20 protein-coding genes are annotated in these 24,246 nt (G+C 58.8%); 3 read left to right on the top strand and 17 right to left on the bottom strand.

What is annotated here, in order from left to right:
- Window positions 1–133 precede the first annotated feature (133 nt).
- The 5 genes from HMPREF3098_RS05835 to HMPREF3098_RS05815 form a co-directional block, all read right to left on the bottom strand.
- The gene (locus HMPREF3098_RS05835; RefSeq protein WP_070434358.1) at window positions 134–1,696 is read right to left on the bottom strand and encodes an alpha/beta fold hydrolase; all 1,563 of its coding nucleotides are present in this window, start codon (window positions 1,694–1,696) and stop codon (window positions 134–136) included.
- A 129-nt stretch (window positions 1,697–1,825) separates the two neighbouring features.
- Window positions 1,826–3,079, bottom strand: a complete 1,254-nt coding sequence (locus HMPREF3098_RS05830; protein ID WP_070434357.1) for a nucleoside hydrolase — start codon at window positions 3,077–3,079, stop codon at window positions 1,826–1,828.
- Window positions 3,080–3,125: 46 nt separating this feature from the next.
- Window positions 3,126–3,953 carry a GNAT family N-acetyltransferase gene (locus tag HMPREF3098_RS05825; protein WP_052095229.1) on the bottom strand — a complete coding sequence of 276 codons (828 nt, stop codon included), beginning with the start codon at window positions 3,951–3,953 and terminating at the stop codon, window positions 3,126–3,128.
- 176 nt (window positions 3,954–4,129) lie between these two features.
- Window positions 4,130–5,419: an adenylosuccinate synthase gene (locus tag HMPREF3098_RS05820; RefSeq protein ID WP_070434356.1), complete on the bottom strand. Its 1,290-nt coding sequence runs from the start codon at window positions 5,417–5,419 to the stop codon at window positions 4,130–4,132.
- 275 nt (window positions 5,420–5,694) lie between these two features.
- Window positions 5,695–6,807, bottom strand: coding sequence for a hypothetical protein (locus tag HMPREF3098_RS05815; RefSeq protein WP_070434355.1), 1,113 nt, complete (start codon window positions 6,805–6,807; stop codon window positions 5,695–5,697).
- Between the two features lie 237 nt (window positions 6,808–7,044).
- Between HMPREF3098_RS05815 and HMPREF3098_RS05810 the strand changes: the two genes are divergently transcribed.
- Window positions 7,045–7,962, top strand: coding sequence for a hypothetical protein (locus HMPREF3098_RS05810; RefSeq protein WP_070434354.1), 918 nt, complete (start codon window positions 7,045–7,047; stop codon window positions 7,960–7,962).
- A gap of 90 nt (window positions 7,963–8,052) precedes the next feature.
- Here HMPREF3098_RS05810 and HMPREF3098_RS05805 read toward each other — a convergent pair whose 3' ends face one another.
- The 7 genes from HMPREF3098_RS05805 to pyrE all read right to left on the bottom strand — a co-directional run bounded on the left by HMPREF3098_RS05805 (window position 8,053) and on the right by pyrE (window position 14,693).
- Complete coding sequence (locus HMPREF3098_RS05805; protein ID WP_070434353.1) at window positions 8,053–9,342, bottom strand: FUSC family protein; 1,290 nt, start codon at window positions 9,340–9,342, stop codon at window positions 8,053–8,055.
- Between the two features lie 9 nt (window positions 9,343–9,351).
- Complete coding sequence (locus HMPREF3098_RS05800) at window positions 9,352–10,350, bottom strand: endonuclease/exonuclease/phosphatase family protein (protein ID WP_070434352.1); 999 nt, start codon at window positions 10,348–10,350, stop codon at window positions 9,352–9,354.
- Window positions 10,347–10,796: a DUF3151 domain-containing protein gene (locus HMPREF3098_RS05795; RefSeq protein WP_070434351.1), complete on the bottom strand. Its 450-nt coding sequence runs from the start codon at window positions 10,794–10,796 to the stop codon at window positions 10,347–10,349. Before HMPREF3098_RS05795 ends, HMPREF3098_RS05800 begins: the two co-directional genes overlap by 4 nt.
- A gap of 90 nt (window positions 10,797–10,886) precedes the next feature.
- Window positions 10,887–11,921, bottom strand: coding sequence for a class II fructose-bisphosphate aldolase (gene fbaA, locus HMPREF3098_RS05790; RefSeq protein ID WP_035116275.1), 1,035 nt, complete (start codon window positions 11,919–11,921; stop codon window positions 10,887–10,889).
- 83 nt (window positions 11,922–12,004) lie between these two features.
- Window positions 12,005–13,183 (bottom strand): glycoside hydrolase family 76 protein, encoded by a 1,179-nt coding sequence (locus HMPREF3098_RS05785; protein WP_052095233.1) that lies wholly within the window; start codon window positions 13,181–13,183, stop codon window positions 12,005–12,007.
- Between the two features lie 225 nt (window positions 13,184–13,408).
- The gene (locus HMPREF3098_RS05780; protein WP_070434366.1) at window positions 13,409–14,029 is read right to left on the bottom strand and encodes a TrmH family RNA methyltransferase; all 621 of its coding nucleotides are present in this window, start codon (window positions 14,027–14,029) and stop codon (window positions 13,409–13,411) included.
- A 115-nt stretch (window positions 14,030–14,144) separates the two neighbouring features.
- Window positions 14,145–14,693 carry an orotate phosphoribosyltransferase gene (gene pyrE / locus HMPREF3098_RS05775; RefSeq protein WP_035116280.1) on the bottom strand — a complete coding sequence of 183 codons (549 nt, stop codon included), beginning with the start codon at window positions 14,691–14,693 and terminating at the stop codon, window positions 14,145–14,147.
- A 527-nt stretch (window positions 14,694–15,220) separates the two neighbouring features.
- Between pyrE and HMPREF3098_RS05770 the strand changes: the two genes are divergently transcribed.
- Window positions 15,221–16,024 (top strand): DsbA family protein, encoded by an 804-nt coding sequence (locus tag HMPREF3098_RS05770; RefSeq protein ID WP_083284180.1) that lies wholly within the window; start codon window positions 15,221–15,223, stop codon window positions 16,022–16,024.
- 86 nt (window positions 16,025–16,110) lie between these two features.
- Here the strand turns inward: HMPREF3098_RS05770 and HMPREF3098_RS05765 are convergent, their stop codons facing one another.
- The 3 genes from HMPREF3098_RS05765 to HMPREF3098_RS05755 all read right to left on the bottom strand — a co-directional run bounded on the left by HMPREF3098_RS05765 (window position 16,111) and on the right by HMPREF3098_RS05755 (window position 19,390).
- Window positions 16,111–17,802, bottom strand: a complete 1,692-nt coding sequence (locus tag HMPREF3098_RS05765; RefSeq protein WP_070434350.1) for a type III secretion system chaperone family protein — start codon at window positions 17,800–17,802, stop codon at window positions 16,111–16,113.
- A 96-nt stretch (window positions 17,803–17,898) separates the two neighbouring features.
- Entirely contained in the window at window positions 17,899–18,282 is a 384-nt protein-coding gene (gene gcvH, locus HMPREF3098_RS05760; RefSeq protein WP_035116285.1) for a glycine cleavage system protein GcvH, read from the bottom strand.
- A gap of 196 nt (window positions 18,283–18,478) precedes the next feature.
- Window positions 18,479–19,390: an alcohol dehydrogenase catalytic domain-containing protein gene (locus tag HMPREF3098_RS05755; RefSeq protein ID WP_070434349.1), complete on the bottom strand. Its 912-nt coding sequence runs from the start codon at window positions 19,388–19,390 to the stop codon at window positions 18,479–18,481.
- Between the two features lie 245 nt (window positions 19,391–19,635).
- Here HMPREF3098_RS05755 and HMPREF3098_RS05750 point away from each other — a divergent pair, with 245 nt between their 5' ends.
- Window positions 19,636–20,046: a winged helix-turn-helix transcriptional regulator gene (locus HMPREF3098_RS05750; RefSeq protein WP_035116289.1), complete on the top strand. Its 411-nt coding sequence runs from the start codon at window positions 19,636–19,638 to the stop codon at window positions 20,044–20,046.
- A 43-nt stretch (window positions 20,047–20,089) separates the two neighbouring features.
- On the opposite strand, the gene gcvT is transcribed toward HMPREF3098_RS05750, so the two are convergent.
- Both gcvT and gcvP read right to left on the bottom strand, forming a co-directional pair.
- The gene (gcvT, locus tag HMPREF3098_RS05745; protein WP_070434348.1) at window positions 20,090–21,268 is read right to left on the bottom strand and encodes a glycine cleavage system aminomethyltransferase GcvT; all 1,179 of its coding nucleotides are present in this window, start codon (window positions 21,266–21,268) and stop codon (window positions 20,090–20,092) included.
- Window positions 21,269–21,313: 45 nt separating this feature from the next.
- Window positions 21,314–24,235, bottom strand: coding sequence for an aminomethyl-transferring glycine dehydrogenase (gcvP, locus tag HMPREF3098_RS05740; RefSeq protein WP_070434347.1), 2,922 nt, complete (start codon window positions 24,233–24,235; stop codon window positions 21,314–21,316).
- Window positions 24,236–24,246: the final 11 nt, after the last annotated feature.

Raw genomic sequence — 24,246 nt, 5'->3', positions numbered from 1 at the left:
CCTAGAATTAAACCAGTCCAACTTTCGGGGGCCAATTCATGACCGCCTAGCCCATCTGCGCGATGAAGCTATTACCGGCTGAGTTAGATGAAGCTATTACCGGCCGAGCTAGATGATGCCATTACCAGCTGAGTTAAGCGAAATAAGCGCTCACCTTATCCGCCACCTTGTCCGTGTCATGAACAAGCACACCGTGCTTGTGACCATTTAGCTCGACCATCTCTCCACCCATGACTGCGTGCATATCGCGCATACCCTTCCGGGTCACCGCACTGTCGTGGTTGTATCCCAGCAGCAGCGGCTTGGTCTGCAAATGCTTAGAACTCAACGTTACCGATGGCTTGGGCAGTGGCCATCCCGCGCACAACTGACCACTGCTCATCCGCGTGGCCAAGTTCTTCATCACATCCCCACCGGTGAATTTATCCACCAGGTAGGGGGCGATCAAGCGCGAATCAATCCGGTTGCGGTTCTCGTTGCACACGATCGCCAGTTCCACGGTCCCCATCGTCAACGACTGATAAGCCACATCGCGAAGGGCCTTCTCATCCTTCTGGAGGTCCTTTTCGAGTTTCTTTTGCGCACCATCGGTCTTCGGATCGTCTTTGAGTTTGCCGTCGCGAATGAACATCGCCACGGAATCCCACTTCGACTCGTCGTACAACCCAGTGAACAAGGTGTAGGTAAACAAGGGTGCCCGCGCCGTCGCCTCAGGGCTTAGCTTCTCCAGCGTTTTCCACCCGGAGTACAAGCGCCACATTGCGGGCAAATTCTTGTTCACTACGGGCAACACTTGTTTGCCGTGGGGTCGAAGCCCAGCTGGCAAGTCTCCCAGTTCCATATCCGGCGGGGTGATTTGGGCTGGAACCCCGGTTTGTTTGTTGATTCGATCGGACCACCGCTTGTATACCTGCATCGGGGTCTTACCCAAGTGATAAGTGTCATCGCGATCAGCAATCCACTGGAACATCGCCTCGAGCGAATCCCTGCGCTGCGCCCCGCGCGTTTTTTCCAATGAGAGCCACTGATTCTTTTGGCTCACGGTCGAATCCAGCAGGGTCTTACCAGTCTGACCGGGGAACATCGTTGCGTACGTCGCCATGAGCAATCCGCCATAGGACACGCCGTACAGATTCAGCTTGTCCTGCCCCAGCACCTTCCGTGCCTCATTCAGGTCGCGCGCAGTGTTCGCAGTAGTGATGGAGTCCACCAACCCTGGGTGGTTCATATTGCACAAGTCACGAGTATTCCCAGGCGATAACACCGGCCCAGCCAAGCCCGCTGGCCCATCCAGACCGCAGGTAAGGGGTTGACCGAATGCCAACCCGCGTGGTTCTACCGCGATCTGATCGTAGTGTTCCCGCACGTCTTTCGGCAGTGTCACGCGCGCCTCCCCAAAGGGATCGGGGCTAGCGTTTCCAGCAAACATGCCCAGCGCATCCCCGCCCGGTCCGCCAGGGTTCCCAGCGATTACGCCCTTGGATTGCCCGGTCGCAGGAATCTTGCTCATGGTCAGCGTGATCTTCTTGCCCGTGGGATTTCGGTAGTCCTGCGGAACTTGGAACGTCGTACACAGGGCATCGGGGGCCGTTATCGCCGCTTTGGGGCACGGTTTCCACGTTGCAGTGCTTTCTTTTTGGGCCGACGCCACCGGTGCCGAAATCAAACTCCCCATCACTATGGTGGTCATTGCCATGGCCCAGACTGATCTTTTCCCCGACAACCTCAAAACTCTAAACACCCTCACTACTACTGGGAAATGAACATTCAACCCTTCCAAACTAACAGCCTAGGTTATGAATGAAATAAGAGCGAGCGAAGAGTTTTAGGGCAATATAATGCGCTCAAATTCTCGGAATACTGCTTCGGGTTCAAGAGCTTCGAGAACCTCCACCACCCCCCGTACGGCCTGGTCGTCCCTACGGTCACGCTTCATTGTGGTTCCGCGCAGTTCGCCTTCGGTTTCAACGAACACATCGAATATGTTGGATCGGTAGTTCACCTTGCCCAACATCACTTGCGCCGCCGCAAGATCGTGAATCTGTGCGCAGTAACCCACCCCCACGGAGTCGTGGAATTCAAAGTAGAACCGGAGCGCGTCCCCCATTAATTGCGCCAGTTCGGAGGGGTGCTGGGACACACGTTGTCCATCGACGTCCGATTCCGATATACGTTGTGCTAGCGCATCGGTTTCCAGCCCTCTTGCTTCTTGTGCGTCCTGCCCCAATGCACGTTGCCCTTGCGCACGCTGTTCCGAGGTATTGCGCCCCTGCACGTCCTGCCCCAATGCGCGTTGCCACCGCGCCAACATATCTGGGTACAGCAGAACTCTCTCCGTCTGGTTCAACGGGCACATCAGCGGCGGCTTCGCAGTGTTTGGCCAGTTTTCCAAGGCATACCGCAGTGCATGCGGATCAACCCATGCATTCCACTCTGCAGTTGCGGTGGTGTTACCTGGGTAATCGAAAGCGCCTGCCATGAAGACAACAGTGCAATCTTCAAGCACCTCAGGGGCGTGCTCAATAGCGTATGCAATGTTGGTCGCAGGACCGGCAACCAGCAAATAGTCGGGGTTCGCTTTCTTCCACTGAGCAATGGCCAATTGAGCCGTGCCGTCCCAGCCGGGAAAACCTTCCGCTGAACCGACGAGCTCCCCACAATTCTTTTGACGAGCCTCAGCGGAATGCTGGGTGTGATCGGCAACGCGCCCACGCTGCGCAGAACTCCGCTGGTCCTGGTCGGTGCCGTGCTGGTCCTGGTCGGTGCCGTGCTGGGTGTGATCGGCACGGTGGGCGGTCCAGTAACCCAGCCCGTATGGCCCATGGGTTTCCGGTGTAGTGGTGAGCTTTACTTCCCGGGGAGAAGCAGCTCCGGGCACGATGGGCGTCGATAAAGAAACCCCACAGCACCGCAGCACTTCCACGGAGTTAGCGGCGGCATCTTGAGCCGTGCAATTGCCCGCCGAGGTAGTAACCGTCAGATCAATTTCGCGTTGTTTATGCAGGTGAGCGAGGTAGATCAAGGCAAGAGCATCATCGATTCCGGTATCGACATCGGCAACCACGCGGGGGATTCTCATGGCTTCCTAGGCTACCGCAGCGCCGCCTTGCACCAACGGGAGGCAGCTAGAGGAATCGCGCCAGCAAGCGCGCAGCTTGGTTAGCTTCCAGCGCCTGGTCCTGCACGTCCGACACCACCTGCGCGTGCCCCTCGTCCGTACTGACACGCCACCCCTCCGGCATACGGTCGAAGGCCACAAAGAGTTCTGGCTCCTGCGCATGCTGGATTTGAATCCATTCGACGCCCTGCTCCATCCCCGAATTCAAAGCCACTTGGGTCAAACTTTCTAACTCGTCGAGGTTCTGCACACGCACGGCGAATCCGTTGGAGGCGGCAAACACCCAATCAGGTTGCTGCAACGGGCGACGGAAGAATATGGAAGTTCCCCCCCTGCCGTCGGGGTACTCGCGGGGCGCGTCCTCTACATGAGAAAACTGTGCCCCAGCACGTTCCACGCCGCGGCGGGATGGCTCGTTGGCTTCATCCATACGGAACCACACCTCCCGCACACCACGGGAGGCCAATTCGCGGAACAGCAGGGTCTTCATCGTGGTGTTGTGGCCGGCTCCCCTTTCGCGCGGCAGCACAAAGGTGTATCCAAACGTAACGGATTTCGTTTTCTCGTCCGCGTTATACACGGACGTTTGAGCCACCGGCGAGTCACCGTTGTAGAGCGTGTAGGTCACGCGTGTGGCGTCGGTAATAAAGGAGCTTAAGGGGAAAACAGGCCGAGTAAAAAAGCGAAACAGTTCAGCGCGAGCGGCGGGGGTCAGGACCGAATCGTAATAACGCTGCAGTTCAACGGCACGCTCGGGTGTCACACGTCGCAGCGATAAATCGCCGGGGCCACTGATGGTGTGCGGCAGATCATTAATCCAGGAATGTTCAGTCATGCGGAAGGATCCAAATCTCAGGCAAGGCGGGACGGGAACAATTTCCATGGGCGCCCCAGGAACAGGCCCCGGCACACTGGGGAGCAAACCGCAGGAGTACTAGGTACACCAAACGTACCGAGCGCGCCGTGTGCGCCGAGCGCACTCAAACGCTCCTAGATGCACCCAACGCGCCCCTAACTTTGCAGCACGTCGTTGATAACGATGGTCTGATCTCGGCCTGGGCCCACGCCAATGTAGGAGATCCGGCAACCCGACAGCTCCTCGAGGCGTTTCACGTAATCCTGCGCCTTTTCAGGAAGCTCGTCGAAAGTTTTGCACCCGGTGATGTCCTCTTCCCACGCAGGCATGGTCTCATAAATCGGGGTGGCGTGGTGGAATTCGGTCTGCGTCATCGGCATTTCATCGTGGCGCACACCGTCCACGTCATAGGCCACACAAATCGGGATCTCCCCAATGCCTGTCAGCACGTCCAGCTTGGTAAGGAAGTAATCGGTAAAACCATTCACGCGGGAGGCGTAGCGGGCAATCACGCTGTCGTACCAGCCACAACGGCGCTTACGGCCGGTATTGACTCCGACCTCCCCACCAGTGGTCTGCAGGAACTCACCCCACTTATCGAAAAGCTCGGTGGGGAACGGCCCGGCACCTACGCGGGTGGTGTACGCCTTGATGATTCCCAGCGACGCGGTAATGCGAGTTGGGCCAATGCCCGCACCAACACATGCCCCACCCGTGGTGGGGTTGGATGACGTCACGAATGGGTACGTACCATGGTCAACGTCCAGCATGGTGGCCTGGCCGCCTTCCATAAGCACGTGCTTGCCTTGGTCCAGAGCCAGGTTGAGCTCCGTGGTGGCATCGATGAGCATCGGCGCGAGGCGATCAGCATAGGAGAGGAAGTATTGCACGACTTCTTCAACCTCAACGGCCTTGCGGTTGTAGATCTTGACAAGGATCTGGTTTTTCTGCTCCAGTGCTGACTCGATCTTCTGGCGCAGGATCGACTCATCCAGCAAGTCTTGGGCGCGGATACCCACGCGAGAGACTTTGTCTGCGTAAGTTGGGCCGATGCCACGGCCGGTGGTGCCGATGGCACGCTTGCCGAGGAAGCGCTCCGCCACACGATCGATAGCCACGTGGTACGGCGCAACCAGCTGCGCATTGGCAGACACGCGCAGGCGGGAAGCATTGGCGCCGCGGGCCTCCAACCCATCAATTTCCTCGAACAGCGCCTCGAGGTTCACCACGCAACCGTTGCCGATGATCGGGGTGGCATTTTCCGATAGCACGCCTGCAGGGAGCAGCTTCAGCTCGTATTTCTCGCCACCAACCACGACTGTGTGGCCCGCATTGTTGCCACCATTGGGCTTCACCACGTAATCGACGTGCCCTCCGAGGATGTCGGTAGCCTTACCCTTACCCTCGTCACCCCACTGGGCGCCGACGACGATGATTGCTGCCATGTGGTGAACACGTCCTTTTCTACGACTGTTGTATGCAATTCACCCCGCCATTTCATTTCCTGGTGGGGATAAACACGGTCTCTCATTCTACTACGGCAAATAGCAGAAAGGGGCGTTCCCCCCTTTCTGCTAGGGGTCGCCCTTTTACTACTTTTATTCCCGACGCCCACGCGCAGACCTGTACTGCTGCCCCCACAGTTCGCTCGCTCATGCGCGAGACGGTGTGCACCAAAGGGAAATCAGCGGCGTGATGAATCAGAGGCCGCTGCCGTGTTTTAGCGGAAGAACTTCAACGCGAACGACAGCAGGAATGCGATGACACCACTGATGCCAAAGGCCATCCAGAAGGTCTTCTGAACTTCCTTAGCCTCTTCGGACTCATCCACACCGAAGATCTTCTTCACGAAGGATACGAATCCATCCTTGCCGGAGCCCAGGATCTCCGATCCGTTCACGTTTTCGTCGCTATTAAGATCCGTGGAGCTGGAAGGCTCGGTTGGCTTGGGGGTTTCGGTTGGAGCTGGGGCCTCAGTCTCGGTAGGAGTTGCCGTCTCGGTAGGCTTCTCCGTCTCCGTTGGTGCCGGGGCCTCAGTCTCGGTAGGAGTTGCCGTCTCGGTTGGCTTCTCCGTCTCAGTGGGCGCCGGGGCCTCAGTCTCGGTAGGAGTTGCCGTCTCGGTAGGCTTCTCCGTCTCCGTTGGTGCCGGGGCCTCAGTCTCGGTAGGAGCTGGGGCCTCAGTTTCAGATGGCTCCTCAGCTTCAATCGTCGTCTTGTTGAGCGAAGTAGCCGCGGTCGTGCACTTGGTGTTCACATCAACTGTTCCCACTAAGCCAGTCTTGGCCTTCAGGATCATGTCGGTCACATTCTTGGGCGCACCCACGGTGACGGTGTTGCCATCGGTGGACTTCAGCACGAAGCTCAACGGGGCCGCCTGGACTGCACCTGTTTTCGCACCTGTCTTCATCGCCGTCAGGTGGTTACTGACAGTGAGCACGCCACCCGAAAGGGAGACATTGTCTGGCCCACTAACCAACTCTGCATTGGGAGATACTGCCAAGCGGAGGGTGCTGTTGCCAGCAGTCACACTCTTTGCCAAATTCAAAGCACTCAACTCAATGACTACGTCACCCATGGAAAGCTTGACTGGAATGTCTGCACCAGCAGCAACGCTGGTTGGCATGTCAACAGTTACAGCCGTGGAAGTCTTGATGGTTCCCTTTCCGCCGATACCAGCATCGTAGGCGCAGGTCAGCGGCAGAGTGTTGTTGGTCGATTCAGCGGTAGCCGCAGGAATCACGTGGTTGTTCACAGCCACACCAGTAGCCGCAAAAAGGATGGAGGCCGCAGCCATGCCAGCTACGGTCACACGATTCAGACGGTTGCTCTTCATTCGCAGGTCCTTACTCTTCAGGAATGTCATGTCTTGGAGTGACGTTTTGTTACCCAAACGTAATATACACTGAAGAGAACCTTAAATAATCCCAAGATTTAACTTTTATGTAGAAAACCTGCTTACACCTACCCCCAACTACCCCCTCAACAAAATCGGTTCCAACCTGCCAAAAATAGAACCTCCCCCACCTTCCCTTCAAATGTGCAGCTCCCCCGAGGAACTAACATCATCACCATGCTTTATCTGTTGCGCTGCGGGGATCTCGCCCAAAACCACCCGGATCTTCATCTCCCGTCCGAATTGCCTGCCCCTTTCACCGGGCACCACACCCAAACCCTGGACATGTACCAGATCCCGACCCGCCAACAGCTGAGAGCCTTTGACCACCTTCCCGCTACCTTCACCACGGGCCACACCCCTTCGTTGGACGACATCGCGGCTCAACCCGATGTCGCCCATCAGGCCGCCCCCGCACCCGACCCGCACACCACTACCGAACCCGTCCGCATCATCGTGTGCGGTTCCGATGCCGCCGTCGCCGCCGTCGTCACCAAGCTCATGCGCATTGATGCCCTCTGGGTCGAGGTCGCATTCCTCCCCCTCCAGTCCCAAGGCCAGGAATCACTCATTGCCACTACCTGGGGGCTCGACGCCCACCTCTCCCCCGCCCAAGCCCTCCTATGGGCCTTACGCTCCCCAGCCCTGCCAACCTGTGTAATCCGCGATGACCAAAGCGTGGTTACCTTGGGCGCAGCCGAATTACGCGGTGCCGATGAGTCCACCGAGGAAATGATCGGTGAAGTCGTAGTGGATTCGGATGTGCTCTATCACCACGAACAGGGCAATGATTCCCCCTTCAAGGCTGGTGTACGAATGGTCGCCACCGCGGACGCACCGGGAATTGCGGCTGTGCAGAGGCCGGCAGCGCGGGGCGTCGATAAAGAAAAAACAGGCAAACTACGCCGGTGGAGGGAAAAGTGGCGAGCCTCACGGGCGCCGCAGGCACAACCAACCGTGTTGACCGGGCGGGCAATGCAGGCCGGCGGGGTGGATTTCCAGCTGGTCCGCGATGGTGTGGTTCATCCGCGGCCAGTTTCTCGCGTCACGTTCTATCGGCACCTAAGGGATGGGCAATTCGTGCGACGGGCATGATTCAGCTGCCCAGCCGTGATCATGGCGGGGGCCGGCCGGGCACAGCAAGGATGCGCGTAAACCTCACCGACTGTCAGAATCGTCCCTCCGCTAATCATCCCCGTCATCACGATCCCGATTGTTGCCACCAGACGGTTGGTCATCCCCATCCCAAATCTCCGGGGCGAACCAGGGGCGCTCCACCGTAGGGGCCAGCGCCGCCATCGCAGACTTGCGGGAGTATCCGCATACCTGCAGGGCATCCACAATCATCGAACGCACCTGAGCGAGCACCACAGAACCGGACAACCCCGTGCCTTCGGCAGCTTCCATCCCCGTTCGTGCCGCCAAGCGCTGCAAGCTACGCACAATACTTGGGATTTTGATCGCTTCCTCACGCGTACCCCTAGTTCCACCCGTAGCGAAAAGCCCCGCCAAACGGCCAAGCTCATCGGAAAGGCCCCGGATAAGGTCAATGAGCTCCTCGGTGGATTGCACTTCGTCTTCAATCATGATCTCCGCACGGCGGGCAAGCACGCGGGCGTTACGCATGAGGTTATCCGCGGGGACGAGCACGCGCCTCATCGACCGTGAATGCCTCCGCGCCGACCAATACATCGGCGAAACACTGACCATTTCTGAGCCACCATCCACACTTTGCAGCATCGCGTTGACCAAGGTTTGAGTGCCGCGGGCAGTTTCCAAAGCCTCGTAAATGGCATCCCCATCACGAGCCTCCATACCCGCTGCCACATCGTCGAGAACCAAGGATGTTTTCGCAATCAGGCGCGACATCTCCCGGCGGGCTGTACGAAGCGGAGAATTTGGAACGATCGCCAGCACCAATAAGCCAATGACACCGCCTATCAGTGCATCCACCATGCGGTCCATCGCCCCGGACGTGCCGGGTGGAATGATGGTAGCCACAACAACCGCGGTAGTGGCAGCCTGCATGGGAACCACGACGGAACGGTCAATAAAAGTAGCGCTCAAGATGGCAGCGAGGACTGCAAGGGAAACCTGCCAATACCCGGTGCCCGTCACCGAGATCACCGCATCACCAATGCCGATTCCCACCGCGGCGCCCAAAACCAATTCAAAACCGCGGCGCAAACGCTTGCCTTCGGACAAGCCCAAACTGATGATGGCCGCGATGGGCGCAAAGAACGCGGCTTGGTGATTGAATACCTGCTCCGCAACCAGCAGCGCAATTCCCGCAGCAATTGCGCATTGCAGGGCAAAGATGGACGTTTCCCGAACTCGCTCGAGAGCCCGCTGGGGAGATATCTGACGCAACGAACGGGCAGCCTCTTGTGCTCCCGGGGTGCGACGAATCAGGTGCCGCAACCGCTCCCGAGCTGGTCGGCGGGGATCCGCGGACTCTACCCACTGCTCACTCATCAATCGGTGTCAATCCTCCTTGAATGCAAGATCAGCCCAGACGGCTCGATGATCAGTTCCCTTGACTTTAACTACTCCACCGCCCGTGCAGTCCCCAGACGTCAAAACATGATCGATGCGGATTACTGGTGTGCTCGTTGGCCACGTTGGCGTGTGCGCCATGTGGCCCGTACAGTCGTCCAGGTCAATCTGGCGGAAAGCAGGGTGCGAACGAGTGGCGTTGAAATCGCCAGCGATGACAATGTTCCGGCCGTTGTGGCCCGGGTTTTTGCCAACCATTCGCGCAATATTCTCCAGCTCGCGAACCCATGGCCCGCGGTCGCGCCCAGCGGGAGCCAAAGAATGAACACCGTAGATTTCTACTGGGCGTCGACTAGAGGAGGCATCCCCATCTGCAGAGGAATCCGAGGAATTATCCGAATCGGCCGGCGGAGTGGCCGTGACGTGGGGCATCTGGAACCGTGTGATCCCTCTGACTAGCTCGGCCTTGACATCATTACGGTTCCCCCACTCCGTTTTGGTCAGAATCGTGGTGCCGTCAGCACCCTCCCCCGGGTGAACTTCGGTCATCACTTGCATGTCCGTGGCTCGAGCTACCGCGGAAGCTTCCAATGGATTAGTTTCCGAGAGAACCAACACATCCGGCCCAACCTTTTCGACCGCCGCGATGATCTCCTTTTCCTGTGCCCCACCAAAATAAGTATTCAGCGCCATCACCCGAAGCGTGGGTGAGGATTGGAAAATAGAGAAAGCCGGAATACGCGGGACAATGGTTGCGGCCAGCACGGCGATCATAGCGAAAACACATGCCCTACGCAGGGACTTCAAACTGCCAATCGCGCCGACGGCGATAACTACCGCGACCCACGCACTGGCCTGAAGCTCAGCAACATACGGTTTGGAAGCTGTCCATGAAATCGGCCAGATAATGCTGGACAGCCAAAACAGGGAACCCGCCAAAACTATGAGGGACAGGTTCCTTGCGTAGCTATTGGGGTTCGACCTCACCGATCCAAACCCATAGCAGGGACCGCTGCTGGATCGCAGTCATGGAGCAAATTCAGGCAGCGGATGACTTCATCATCTTCACCCAGCAGCTTAGCGGTGACCACGAGCGCACCTATGGCGCGCAATACGCCCTGGTTGGGCTCATGATCCCACGGCACAGGGCCGGTGCCGCGCCAGCCATTGCCACGCAGAGCATCCAGCCCGCGGTGGTATCCGGTCCGAGCGCAGGCATATGCCTTCACGGGTTCTTCCATCTCCACGAGACGCAGAGCCAGTGCCGCCCATGCCCCCGAATCCTTGAGGTCCGCTGCAACCAGCTTCTCTAGCGCGTCGATATTCGCTCCGGCATCGTCAGCGGTGATGTTGCTGGCGAATTCCTCCGGCAAGCGGGTCTCTGGCTTTTCGGAACCAAACAGGTCCCGACCGTGACGTAGCTGTTCTGACATGGGATTTCCTCCGGGTTGATCGTTATGGGCACAGGCGCGGTGCGGGGCCACTACGGTAAGTGCCCCCGCGTGGCTAGAACCGCAGGGATTTTACTTACCCAAAGTCTTGCCAGCGGAGTGCAGGTCGTTGCAGGCCTCCACCACACGGACAGACATAGCCTCTTCAGCTTTCTTCAGGTAGGAGCGAGGATCGTAGGCCTTCTTGTTACCGACCTCGCCGTCGATCTTCAGCACACCGTCGTAGTTGCTGAACATGTGGGAAGCCACTGGGCGAGTGAACGCATACTGGGTATCCGTATCCACGTTCATCTTAATCACGCCGTAGCGCAGGGCTTCTTCAATCTTCTCCTTCTCGGAGCCGGAGCCACCATGGAAGACGAAGTCAAACGGCTGGGAGCCTTCAGCCAAGCCCAGCTTCTTGGTAGCGACCTTCTGGCCCATATCCAAGATTTCTGGGCGCAGCTTCACGTTGCCCGGCTTGTATACACCATGCACGTTGCCGAAGGTGGCTGCTAACAGGTAGCGGCCGTTTTCACCGGTTCCCAGTGCATCCACGGTCTTTTCGAAGTCCTCTTCGGTGGTGTACAGATTCGCGCCGGCCTTGGCCTGCACGCCATCTTCTTCACCTCCGACAACGCCGATCTCAATTTCCAAGACAATGTTGGCGGCCTTGGACTTCTCCAGCAGTTCCTGGGCGATCTCGAGGTTCTCGTCGATCGGCACAGCAGAACCATCCCACATGTGGGACTGGAACAATGGGTCCTCGCCAGCCTCCACGCGCTTGCGGGAAATCTCGATGAGCGGACGAACGTAGTCGTCCAGAACTTCCTTCTGGCAGTGGTCAGTGTGCAGGGCCACGTTCACGCCATAGTACTTCGCGGCCTCGTGTGCGAAAGCGGCCAGCGCAGTAGCACCGGCGACCTTGTTCTTAACGTTCAGGCCGGAACCGAACTCCGCACCGCCGATCGAAAACTGGATAATGCCGTCGGACTCCGCGTCAGCAAAACCCTTCAGAGCTGCATTGATGGTCTCGGAAGACGTGCAGTTAATTGCGGGGAAAGCGTATCCGCCCTCCTTGGCCTTGTCGAGCATGTCGCGATAGACGGCGGGGGTTGCAATTGGCATTGAAGCCTCCTGATTGTTTGGACGTTCCACCCCAAAGTATGCCTGTTAATTGAAATAGTTTCCACGCCTTGTGGGTTTCGGGGTTAGTTCTCGTAGTCGGATTCGTCCCGAACAACGCGGCACATCGCTTCCATTAACATCCACCCGCCCAATTGCACCGATAGATCGCGTTCTGCGATGTCCGAACTGGCTACCGCGCCGGCGATGGTTGCACCAACCAACCCTCCGGATTGGGGCATCATGGCATCGCGAGTCCACTCCGCGGGAAACACCGGCAGGCCGTCGACTTCCAGGCGGTAGCGCCACGCGGATTCCGCGGTCCTTTTCACTATGTCTCGGGCGGTGCGTTGGGCTTCTTCACCTCGACGCCGCGATGATGGCAAACTCGTCGCGGCTAGTGCCAAGTAGCGCATGAGGATGCCGTTGAATAGGCCTCCATCGCCTCCGAAAGATGGCCAATCAAGAACCCCGTCAGCATTAATGTGCGTACGTGCAATGGCTTCGATCAATCCGCGAGCCCGGGTAATGGAGGTCATGCCAACCTCCGATACCGCGTCCCGGTCCACCCCAGCAGCATCGCGTTGTGCAATGGCCAATTCCACACACGCTCCCAGGACCACACCCTGGCAGTAGCTATAGACCGCCGGTTCTACTTCCGGCCCATGCATGCGCATGCGCAATCCGTCCATGACCAGGCCGTCCTCATTGATCAGATGGGTAAAGATCCAATCCAGAATGTGCTCGGCAATATCCAACCGCCCCACACGCGTGGCCAGAATTGCTGCGGGTCCATTAGTTGGGACGTTGTAAAAGGTTTCACTGGTACGCCACGGCAGCACACCCGTAAGCCCATCAATTCCCTGGAAGATATTCTCCACCAAGTCCTCATACCCCCGCGGGGTGGCCATTTTATCCAGTTGGCCAACCCGACCCATGGCAAGTGCCAGCCACGCTTTATCGTCGTAATAGTTATTACGGCTTAGTCGACGTAGGTTGCGAATACGCATTGCCCGAAGCGTGCGACGAATGTCAGCCTGGCGGGCTTTGGTAGGGCGGCGCAGCGAGGCGTCGACCAAATTGTCAATGTAGTGAGCCTGCCACCAGTAATGCCAACGAACAAAAAGCCTGTCCCTGCTGGTGGGCGGCCATGCGATGAGACCCAAATTGGTTAACGGCAATCCCCAAAGGCGGGCGGAGTGCCGTTCCTCAATTGCTTGTTCCGCTAGGTCTGCGCGGTGATCCCATCGTTCTTGCACAATCATCAATACTGCCTGAAGACATCGCTTATTTCTAGAGAATCTGCCATTTGCCAGAGCGCTACCCTTCACAGGAAATCAGGACTGCGGGAAACACAGTCACAGGAGCAAAGCTGTCAAAGAAGCACAGCAGGTAGAAAGCCACAGCAGTTAAAGGGGCACAGCAGTCAGAGAGCCACAGCAAACAGAAAGCCACAGCAGGTACAGGGCAGTGCGGTCACAAAAATGGCTTTACCACGCTTGAGAAAGATCCGCGTGCTGCCGGATCCACGCATGCATGGCAATGCCTGCAGCCACACCCGCATTAATAGAGCGAGTGGAACCAAACTGGGCAATGGATACCGTTTGTGATGCGGCCTGCTGCGCCTCTGGGGTAACACCAGGACCTTCCTGGCCAAACAGCAATAAGCAACGTTGAGGCAGGTCCGCGGTTTCCAGGGGTACACTGCCCGGTGTGTTGTCCACCGCCACCACCGTAAGGTCGTGGGCGCGCGCGAATTCCAACACACTGGCGACATCCGCATGATGCGCGAGGTGCTGGTAGCGGTCGGTCACCATAGCACCCCGTCGATTCCAGCGTTTCCGGCCCACGATGTGCACCGTGTCCACCGCGAAAGCATTCGCGGTGCGTACGACAGTGCCGATGTTGGAATCGTTCTCGAAGTTTTCGATGGCGATATGCAATGCGTGGCGCCGAGAATCAATATCGGCCACGATGGCTTCCAAGCGCCAGTATCGGTACGCATCAACGACGTTGCGGCGATCGCCTTCGTCCAACAGTCGGGGGTCGAAGTGTGCTTCCGCAGGCCGGGGCGCGCCTGGGTATTGCTCTTCCCACGGCCCGACCCCCACGGGGTGATCGAACCATTCGGTGGGGCCCCGACCGGATGTGGATTCTGGGCCAGGCGTGGATTCTGAGTTAAATGCAGATTCTGGGCTAGGCGTGGCCTCGCCCTCCTCGTGTGGTTTAGGCACCCGCCAACCCCAGATCTTCGAGGCCCAGCAGGGAGCGGTACTCCACACCCTCGGCTTCAATTACATCCTTGGCGCCAGTGGCACGGTCCACGACAGTGGCCACGCCGACGACGGTTGCGCCGGCTTCACGCGCGGCAGCTACTGCCGTGAGTGGGGAGTTACCCGTGGTGGTGGTGTCCTCCACAATCAGGACCCGCTTGCCCTCGATGCTGGGCCCTTCGATGCGGCGCTGCATGCCGTGCTTCTTGGCTTCCTTGCGCACGACGAAAGCATCCACGCCCTCGCCTGCGTGCATGATCGAGGTTGCTACCGGATCGGCACCCAACGTCAGGCCCCCGACGTGAGCGTAATCCCAATCCGCCGTCAGCTCGCGCAGCAACTGGCCGATGAGTTTGGAGGCTTCGCGGTGCAGCGTGGCACGGCGCAGATCCACGTAGTAATCGGCTTCCTTGCCCGAGGACAACGTCACCTTGCCGTGGACCACGGCCAGTTCCTTTACCAGCTCAGCCAATCGCTGCTTCTTGCTTTCGTCGACGCTCATTGTTTCTCCCCACGTTTGGGCCCTTCGCGATCACAACAGTACGGGGGCTACTGCGGACAACGCGACATGGCCAGCTTGCACTTTTCCTCCTTCTGAGACTACCGCCGTCAAAGCTGAAACTTTAAACCCCATGGGGTGGAGTTGTCGGGGTGGGATTCGGCATGGGAAAACGATAGCCTTTGTCCAGCTACCTAAAGCTGACAATGCAAGCCTGACAATCTTTATCCAAAACGACGAAAGCTGAAGTGACCGTGGCCCAGAAACCGCATCCAAATGACCGACCCCCGCAGCCGGAGGGTGTACCACAACACCTCCCGGGCCAGCAGTTGGGCCAGGCAAAGCCACACCAGCCATCACCGCAGGATCAGCCAACCGCGCAGAATCAGCCAGCACCGCAGAATCAGCCAGCACCGCAGGGTCAGCAAACCGCGCAGGGTCAACCAGCACCGCAGAATCAGCCAGCATCGCAGACCCCAGCGCACACTCCGGCTGTAAACAAAAAGAAGGGCATCCCCCTCGCTGCGTGCCTGGCCGCAGCTCTCGTGGTGGGTGCCCTGGCGGGGACGGGCGGATACGTTCTGGGCGCACAGCACGGTCGCGATCAGGCGCAGCAAGAAGCCTTGGCAGCCAAGATCCCTCCAGCCGGCGGCAACGGGACCCGCGGGGAGGGGCCCAAAGCACTGCCCGATGGCACTTACAACGCCACGATCGTTGGACCCGGTAAGAAGATCGAGAGCAACCAGGACATCCTCAATGTGCACCGCCGTAATGCCGAGGATCCATTCGCGATCGGCGCCATCGATGCCCCGGTGGTTATTTCGGAATTCGCCGACACGGAGTGCCCGTTCTGCGCAACCTTCCACAATGAAACCCGCGATCAGATCATCGAAAACTACGTTGATAAGGGCCTAGTTCGGATCGAGTGGAACGACTTTGCCATCAACGGCGATGACGCAGTCGCGGGGGCGAAGGCTGGGCGCGCTGCGGCGAAGCAGGGAAAGTTTCAGGAGTTCACGTCCGAACTGTACAAGGCCTCTGCGGGTAGGCAGGGCCACCCTGGGTACAAGATCGACGATTACGTGAAGTTTGCCGAAGCCGCTGGAGTGCCCGACATGGACAAGTTCCGCAAGGATGCCACGGGCAAGGAATTCGACAAGCCCGTAACCGAAGCTCAGAAATATGGTGCTTCCATCGGCATCAACGGCACCCCGGCTTTCGTGGTGGGCACTAAATTCGTATCGGGTGCGCAACCGTGGGGAGTGTTCAAAAAGGTCATCGATGAGGAGCTCGAGCGCGTGGCTTCCGGTGAAGTGAAAAACCCAGCCCAGTAGCAACACATCGGGTGTGGTGGCAAGCATGGACCCCTTGTGGCAAACATCGGGTGCCGTGGCGCCACCACTACTTGCCCGCCAGCCCCTTAGTTCTGATCCTCGACGATTTCCCCGTCGACGGTTTCAATCTCTGCTTCCACCGGCTCGATCGGGTCGGGCCGCGCGTGTCGCGCATCGGGTGCCCGGTGCCGCCCTTTGCGCCGGCGAGCTTGCGCGGCGTGCGATAGCTCCTCACCAAAGATCGCGGTTTCCTGATCCACGCGAATCACGCGGGACTGCTGAGACTTCGAACCCGCAATGTGATCCGGGTCCTCCCCCAACGACGGGATACTGCCATCGGTCTCATCGATCAGCGGGAAATCACCGTGCTCCCACTCCCCCTCGGACCGCGCGGTCGAACGCGAAGGGAATTCCACCGGACCCGCGGGACGTTCGATGTGCGGACGCTCAGATGCCACGGCGCCGCCGTCTTCTGTCCTGGCGGCCCCGGCCACCTCGCGGCCCTGTTCCTGCACCCGCTGTTGCGACCGCGAGACGTGCTTATCCGCTACAGCGCGCAGATGCCCAGGGCGAGGTTTACCCGAGGAGCGTTTTGCGGCCTGTGGAGTGGCCGTGGTGGATTGCAAGGGGGCGCCGTGCTCCACAGAGTCAGCCGTTATAGCAGACCCCGTCCGTCCCGTCGTCACTGTTCCCCGTGGTAGCACGCGGGTCGGGTCCGCCACATCCATAGCCAGTGGGGTGCTCATGATCAGCGGAGGCAGCACCATCGCCGCATCCGCCAGCGAGCGAACAACGGGAAGCACCTGCTCCCACACGCTAATATCCAGCCTGCGGGACATTTGAATAACGATCCAGTCGTCCTGCCAGATCACGTCCGTAACGACGTGGGCCAAAGCCGCCAAGCCGTCCTCCACACGTTCATCCAGCATGCGATCAAGCGCGCGGATATCGGTAGTAAAACCGTAGAACGGTGGCTGATCCAGCAGCTCCGCCCGGCGCATTCCCGCGGGTACCGCTCCCGCCACGGAGTAATACACCGTCACGGGCGATTCCGCTGGCCGCCGCATCCGCAATATCGTCGCCCCGCCGAGGTCTCCGATCGTGAGCTCGTAACCTTCGAAAAACCCCGCCACCACATCTCGCAGAACTAACTGCTCCGGCTGAATGGCTTGCACAAGAACCTCGGGCAGTTCCGTGGCCGCCCGGCGATCCTCGCGAACGTGCCCAAAGCCGTTGTCCTGAGCCCACAATCGCCGTCGCTTGCGACCGCGCATGAAGCGGAAACCCTCTTCGTCTTCACGCCGGACGATCTGCGGTGCCGCGGGTTCATCCCCCTTATCCGCAGATTCCGGGGTTGTGATCTGGGGTTTCTCGTCTCCACCGGGGCCAGTAGGCTCTGGTTTTACCACTGTGCCCGGCTCCGAACCAGCTGACGAGTGTGCCGCTGGGCTGGCTGACGAGTTCACCCCCGGATCAGCTTCCTTCACCGCTGGAGCACTCGCTTCTCGCCCCACAACAGCTCCCGGCGCCTCCCCCTCAACCTCCGCACGCGGTTCCGGCTCTCCCGGATGTGCTGGTCCTTCTGGGTTTTTATCATTATCGACGCCACGCTCTGCCCGCTCCAGCGATGAATCATCATCGGGGGAACCTAGGGGCGTCGAATCAAAAGAGGCCGAACCCGCACCATCCGAATCTTGGGTTCCGGCACGCCAAAGCAACCATGCGGCCAGCCCCAGCAGGACCAAGCCGATGAGCAGGGTGAGTACGGATCCATTCATCGTAGGTGGAGTTCGACCTTAAACTCGTGTCAGGTCGCCCAGGGCTGCAGTGATCGTGGCCCTGGGCGGAAGCAAGTGTTCGCCTATGTACGAGGATTACTCGTTAGCTGCTGCGTAGGCTTCCGCATCCATGAGGTCGCCGGACTCGGTGACCTTGACCTCGTACAACCAGCCGGAACCGTATGGATCTTCGTTGATCAAACCGGCATTGTCATCGAGGGAGTCGTTGACCGCCACGACCTCGCCAGAAACTGGAGCGTAAATGTCGGAAACGGACTTGGTGGACTCCACCTCGCCGAAAGCCTCGCCGGCCTCGACCTCAGTGCCTACCTCGGGCAGCTCAACAAAGACGATCTCACCCAAAGCTTCAGCAGCGATGTGGGTAATGCCGACGCGAACGGTCTCGCCCTCGACGACAGCGGAAGTGTTGACCCACTCGTGCTCTTCGGAGTACAGGAAGTCGGATGGCAGTGCGGACATGTGTGTTGGCTCCTTAGCGTAGTTTGCTTCGCAAAGTTGGCACCTGGTTGAATTCGCTGGTCAAAGGCCAGCTGCAACGGCCGAGCGCCTAGTCATTAAAACTTTGACTCATCTGGGCACCTTACACGAACAATGCGACAGTTAAGTCACAGTTGGGGGACAATGTCACCCTAGCCTTCCAACCTTCCGTCTTAGATTAGTTCCACACGAGTACCTGCCGACCTCGGACCCCCGGAGTCGTCACCCGTTTCCACGCCTCCGCGTACTGAGTTTCTGCATCATATACTCGCTCCACGCGGGGCACAAGCGTTCCAGTGTGGGCATGATTCGCAAGTCGCTCCAACGTAGCTGGATCCGGGTGAACGAGAACGGAACGAGAAGTAATACCACGGGGTGCTTCTACGGGGAATGCCGGCAACACCCCAACATAATTCCCACCATCAGCGATGGCAGGTAGGACCGTATCGGGGATCGTGGCCGCATCAAGTACGGCTCCTACGCGGAATCCGCCGCCCACCAAATTCTCCACTGAGGTAACGAGGCGTGCACCACGCTCTTCCACAAATGTACGATCATCCTCTCGAGCGAGTCCATAAACTTGCCCCCAACGCCCCGAATCCTTAGCGAGCTCCATTGCGTAGCCCCCCACTGCACCAGCAGCACCGGTAATGAGTAAGTCACGCCCCGCTGGCTCGCCGAGCAACTCTAAGGATTGGAAGGCTGTGAGCCCATTCAGCGGAATTGTGGCCGCATCTTCAAAGGGCAAGGAATCTGGCAAAAGGGCCAGCTGGTCTGCGTTGACACTAACGTATTGAGCATGCGCGCTGAGGGGGATCCCTATATTCGGCGTCAGACCGATGACCTTACTGCCAATAGAGAACGCTTGGCGCGTGGACTCTACGACTTCTCCCGAGAACTCCCAGCCCAGGCCGAATTCACCGTCAAGACCGAATGCCACACGACCATCTGCAGACGGAGACATAGCATCCACGGGGTTCACGGTGGACGCAGCTACCCGAACGAGAATTTCACCGTCGTTGGCGCGCGGGGTATCGCGGTCGACGAGTTGCGGTTCGGGAGTGTTGGGAATGGAAACAATAGCCTTCATGGATCAGGCCCTTTCTTCAATAAGTCAATGCAACACACAGGTGTGTGCATGGGGAAGCAATAAGCGCCACCTCAGACTTCGCAAGCAGGTCCGCACTTTACAGCCTTTCGAGGTAGACAAGCCCACTATATTGAAGCTACTATATTTTGGTAAGTGCCGACTTTGAAGTAGGGTACGAACCAACTAGTTAGTTCCCTGTACAGGTGGGAAAATGGCTCCAAAAGATTTTGTGAAGGTTTTCTAAAATGCCTACCCAAACAGCGTCGCAACGTCGAAAAGCACGAGAATCCGACTACAACGTGTTCATGAAGGACTGCCCAAGTCGAAAGCTTCTAGACAAGATCGGCAGTAAATGGCTGACACTGGTCCTCATTACCCTGAGTGGTCAAACCTTGCGTTATTCCGAGATTAGGCAAGAAATTGCAGGGATCAGTGAGAAAATGCTGACACAGACCCTGCGCAACCTCGAACGAGATGGACTGGCCCTGAGGGAGGTTACCGCTTCCATTCCTCCACGTGTGGATTACCAGCTCACCCCCCTTGGAGAATCCTTGGTAGATCCACTTTTGACCTTGCGTTCGTGGGCGGAGCACAACATGGGTGCGATAGAAAATGCCCAACGGCGTTACGACGCCGCGGAAACTAACACCCCATAGCTACAAGAGGATCCCTAAAACGCTATCGCCCCTCTTTCATCTATTACTTTTCGCGCTTGTAGAACGGCAGCTCTACGACGGTATAGTTGAAACGCTTGCCGCGGATATCGACCTCCACGGTCGCGCCCACAGCGGCATCGCCAGATTCGATGGCCTCGGTGGACACGTAAGCCAGCGCGACAGGGTGGCCCAGCGTTGGCGACAGCGCGCCGGAGGTGACGCGACCGATCGCGGTCTCACCTTCACCGGCAAATACTTCGTAGCCACCACGTGCAGCACGTCGCCCCTCACCAGTCAGACCGATGAGCTTTTGTTTCACGCCCTCTTCCTTAGCGGCCGCAATGGCTTCGCGACCCACGAAGGATTCCTTGGACTTGATTGCAGCCAGCACGCCAAGACCAGCATCAACTGGGGTGAGCTTCAAGGACAGCTCGTTACCGTACAGCGGCATGCCCGCCTCTAGGCGGAGGGTGTCACGGCAGGCCAAGCCACAGGGCAGACCATCGAACTTCGCAGCGTGCTCCATAACGGTGAGCCATACGGACTCTGCTCCGTCGTTGCCCACGATGATTTCAAAACCGTCCTCGCCGGTGTAACCCGTGCGGGCGATGATGACTGGCTGGCCTGCCACAATGCCCTGGAATGCGGCGTAGTAGCCCAGGCCTTCCACGGCCTCCTCTACGGATTCACCCGCACCGGAAGCTACAGGGGCATTGGACACGTTTTCCACTACGGAGTGCATAATCGCAGCAGCCTTGGGGCCTTGGACTGCCACCATGGAGGTCACGTCCGATTCATTGTTAACCTCAACGTCAAAGTTGGTGGCGCGCTCCATCATCGCGGAGACCACGTTGGCCACGTTGCCCGCGTTCGGCACCACCAGGTAATCCTCGTCGGCCAGGCGGTAGGTGATGAGGTCGTCAATAATGCCACCGGACTCGGTGCAGATCATAGAATACTTGGCTTTGCCCACCTTCACTGCGGACATGTTGGAGATGAACGCGTGGTCCAGGTATGCCCCGGCATCCTTACCCTTTACGCGTACTTCACCCATATGGGACAGGTCAAATACACCCACACCATTGCGCACGGCCTTGTGCTCATCCAGCTCACTGCTGTACTTCAGCGGCATATCCCAGCCGCCGAAATCTGTAAAGCGTGCGCCCAACTTCTCGTGCACCTTGTGCAGTGCGGTTTCTTTCAACTGTGCTTTCTCAGCCATAACTGTGTGTAACCAAACCTTTCGGGGTTCTTCGTGACGTGGGTACTAGTCCTCGTTGATGGCGAATGCCTCAAGCGGTGGGCAAGAGCACACGAGGTTGCGGTCGCCGTGCGCATTATCAATGCGGCGCACTGGTGGGAAGTACTTGGTGATCTGCAAGCCAGATACTGGGAAGGCCGCCTGGGCGCGGGTGAAGTTACCGCCGGATACGGCCTCATCAAAGTCGTCGCGGGTGACGGAGTACGCGGTGAATGGCGCGTGGCGCAGCACTGAATCCTCCGCGGAGACCTTACCGTCGATGACTTCCTGGATCTCCCCGTAGATGCTGATCATCGCTTCAATAAAGCGGTCCAGTTCTTCCTTATCTTCGGATTCGGTGGGCTCCACCATCAAGGTTCCCGGCACGGGGAAGGCCAAGGTAGGAGAGTGGAAACCGTAGTCCATGAGGCGCTTGGTGACATCCTCGGCGGTGATGCCAGACTTCTTGGTCAGGTCGCGCAGATCCAGAATGCACTCGTGTGCAACCAGGTCGTTCTTACCCGTGTACAGCGTTGGGTAGTAGTCCGCCAGCTTGCGAGAGATGTAGTTCGCGGTGACCAGAGCCATACGAGAAGCCTCAGTCAGGCCATCGTCGCCCATCAGCGCAATGTAGGACCAGGTAATAGGCAGCACGCCTGCGGAACCAAAACGGGTACCGGAGACCGGCTGTCCGGAGGTGTAATCATCCTCACCCTCCGGCAGGTCCTGGCTAGCATCAGAAGGCAGGAATGGGATGAGGTGCTCGGCCACACATACTGGGCCAACACCTGGACCGCCACCGCCGTGAGGAATGGTGAACGTTTTGTGCAGGTTCAGGTGGGAAACGTCACCGCCGAACTCGCCTGGCTGACCCAGGCCAACCAATGCGTTGAGGTTTGCGCCGTCGATGTACACCTGGCCGCCGGCCTCGTGCACCTTCTGGCAGACCTCGCGCACCTGCTCCTCGTACACACCGTGGGTGGATGGGTAGGTGATCATGATGCCGGCCGTCTGTGGGCCGTGCTTTTCCAGCTTGGCTTCCAGGTCAGCAACGTCGATGGAACCATCTTCGGCGTTCTTGACGGCCACGACCTTCAAGCCAGCCAATGCTGCGGATGCAGCGTTGGTGCCGTGGGCGGAAGCCGGGATCAGCACGATATCGCGCTGCTCATCGCCGCGGGACAGGTGATAGCGGTGGATAGCCAGCAGGCCGGCGAACTCCCCCTGAGAACCTGCGTTGGGCTGGACGGAAACCTTGGCGTAACCAGTGATCTTGGCCAAGCGCTCTTCCAGATCCGCGATCAGCTCCAACCAGCCCGCTGCCTGGTCATCCGGAACGTGTGGGTGGATGCCGGCGAACTCGGGCCAGGTAATGGGCTCCATGGACACGGCTGCGTTGAGCTTCATGGTGCACGAACCCAGAGGGATCATGGTGCGATCCAGTGCCAGGTCCCGATCGGCCAACTTGCGCAGGTAACGCATCATCTGGGTCTCGGAAGTCACGGAGCGGAAGATTGGATGGGTGAGGATATCGTCCTCACGCAACACACCAACTTCGGCCAGTGGACCGGCCTGAACGGTGAATTCCGCGGTATCGACCTTGGCGCTGGACTTCCCGGCAAGCACGCCGACCAGCTGCGCAATGTCCTCGTCTGTGGTGGATTCGCCCACGGAAATACCCACGAACTTCTCGTTCACGCGGCGCACGTTAAATCCGGCTTCGGCAGCGGCGGTCAGCGCGGCGTCGGATGAAGAAAGAGTAGAAGAGACATCGACGGTGACCGTGTCGAAGAAGGTATCGTGAGCCAGCGACAGGCCGGCCTCGGACAACGCCACAGCCAAGGCAACCGCGCGGCCGTGCACCTCGGTGGCGATGCGGCGCAGTCCCTCTGGACCGTGCCACACCGCGTAAAAACCAGCGATAACAGCCAGCAGGGCCTGGGCGGTACAGATATTACTGGTGGCCTTGTCACGACGGATGTGCTGCTCGCGCGTTTGCAGTGCGAGGCGGTAAGCAGGGGTTCCCTCAGCATCGACGGATACACCCACAATGCGGCCCGGTAGCTTGCGCTGCAGTGCCTCAGTGCAGGAGATGAAACCAGCGTGTGGGCCGCCGAAGAACAGTGGCACGCCGAAACGCTGTGCAGAGCCCACGGCGATATCCGCGCCTAGCGCACCCGGTGCGGTCACCAGCACCTGTGCCAGCAGGTCGCACGCTACCGTTACCAGCGCACCGGCTTCCTTGATTGCAGAAATAGGCGCAGCCAGATCGCGAACGCGACCGGTGGAACCGGGGTTAGACAGCACCACACCCACTAGGTTGTCGTAGGCAGCGTAGTCAAAGTCATCAGCGGAAAGATCTACGACCTCCACAGGAATCCCTGCGGCCTCGGCACGCGCCAAGGTCACCGTGATGGATTGCTGATGCAGTGCGGAATCCAACAGGACCACACCGCCTGCCTTCGCGGCCTTGGTATTCCCCCGGGCCATCAATTGCACGGCCTCAGCCACGGCGGTGGCCTCATCCAACAGCGACGCACCGGCAACTGTCAGGCCCGTGAGGTCCTGCACCATGGTCTGGAAATTCAGCAGGGCCTCGAGGCGGCCCTGGGAAATCTCCGGCTGGTATGGGGTGTAAGCGGTGTACCAGCCTGGGTTTTCCACCACGTTGCGGCGGATGACAGCCGGCGTAATCGTGTCGTAGTACCCGTTACCGATCAGCTGCTTTTTCACCACATTTTTGGAAGCAAACTCCCGCAACGCTGCCAAGGTGTCCACCTCGCTCAACGCTGGTGGCAGCCCGATGGCTTGCTTTTGCTTAATGGAGTCCGGCAGCGCGGCATCGGCGAGTTCCGCGCTGGAACTGTAACCGAGGAATTCGAGGATCTCGGTCGTTGCTTGCCGATTTGGACCAATATGGCGGGGGACAAAGGGTGCGTTTGTTTCCATGGGGCGTTTTC

Origin of the sequence: Corynebacterium sp. HMSC28B08, assembly GCF_001806865.1 — a bacterium.
GTDB classification, from domain to species: domain Bacteria; phylum Actinomycetota; class Actinomycetes; order Mycobacteriales; family Mycobacteriaceae; genus Corynebacterium; species Corynebacterium auriscanis.
The sequence above is the reverse complement of the archived record's forward strand: the minus strand, read 5'-3'. Positions and strand labels throughout refer to the sequence as shown.

What these genes read in the sequence shown, in the direction of transcription:
- HMPREF3098_RS05835 (WP_070434358.1), bottom strand. Translation starts at nt 1,696, where the DNA reads ATGGCAATGACCACCATAGTGATGGGGAGTTTGATTTCGGCACCGGTG.
- HMPREF3098_RS05830 (WP_070434357.1), bottom strand. Translation starts at nt 3,079, where the DNA reads ATGAGAATCCCCCGCGTGGTTGCCGATGTCGATACCGGAATCGATGAT.
- HMPREF3098_RS05825 (WP_052095229.1), bottom strand. Translation starts at nt 3,953, where the DNA reads ATGACTGAACATTCCTGGATTAATGATCTGCCGCACACCATCAGTGGC.
- HMPREF3098_RS05820 (WP_070434356.1), bottom strand. Translation starts at nt 5,419, where the DNA reads ATGGCAGCAATCATCGTCGTCGGCGCCCAGTGGGGTGACGAGGGTAAG.
- HMPREF3098_RS05815 (WP_070434355.1), bottom strand. Translation starts at nt 6,807, where the DNA reads ATGAAGAGCAACCGTCTGAATCGTGTGACCGTAGCTGGCATGGCTGCG.
- HMPREF3098_RS05810 (WP_070434354.1), top strand. Translation starts at nt 7,045, where the DNA reads ATGCTTTATCTGTTGCGCTGCGGGGATCTCGCCCAAAACCACCCGGAT.
- HMPREF3098_RS05805 (WP_070434353.1), bottom strand. Translation starts at nt 9,342, where the DNA reads ATGAGTGAGCAGTGGGTAGAGTCCGCGGATCCCCGCCGACCAGCTCGG.
- HMPREF3098_RS05795 (WP_070434351.1), bottom strand. Translation starts at nt 10,796, where the DNA reads ATGTCAGAACAGCTACGTCACGGTCGGGACCTGTTTGGTTCCGAAAAG.
- fbaA (WP_035116275.1), bottom strand. Translation starts at nt 11,921, where the DNA reads ATGCCAATTGCAACCCCCGCCGTCTATCGCGACATGCTCGACAAGGCC.
- HMPREF3098_RS05785 (WP_052095233.1), bottom strand. Translation starts at nt 13,183, where the DNA reads ATGATTGTGCAAGAACGATGGGATCACCGCGCAGACCTAGCGGAACAA.
- pyrE (WP_035116280.1), bottom strand. Translation starts at nt 14,693, where the DNA reads ATGAGCGTCGACGAAAGCAAGAAGCAGCGATTGGCTGAGCTGGTAAAG.
- HMPREF3098_RS05765 (WP_070434350.1), bottom strand. Translation starts at nt 17,802, where the DNA reads ATGAATGGATCCGTACTCACCCTGCTCATCGGCTTGGTCCTGCTGGGG.
- gcvH (WP_035116285.1), bottom strand. Translation starts at nt 18,282, where the DNA reads ATGTCCGCACTGCCATCCGACTTCCTGTACTCCGAAGAGCACGAGTGG.
- HMPREF3098_RS05755 (WP_070434349.1), bottom strand. Translation starts at nt 19,390, where the DNA reads ATGAAGGCTATTGTTTCCATTCCCAACACTCCCGAACCGCAACTCGTC.
- HMPREF3098_RS05750 (WP_035116289.1), top strand. Translation starts at nt 19,636, where the DNA reads ATGCCTACCCAAACAGCGTCGCAACGTCGAAAAGCACGAGAATCCGAC.
- gcvT (WP_070434348.1), bottom strand. Translation starts at nt 21,268, where the DNA reads ATGGCTGAGAAAGCACAGTTGAAAGAAACCGCACTGCACAAGGTGCAC.
- gcvP (WP_070434347.1), bottom strand. Translation starts at nt 24,235, where the DNA reads ATGGAAACAAACGCACCCTTTGTCCCCCGCCATATTGGTCCAAATCGG.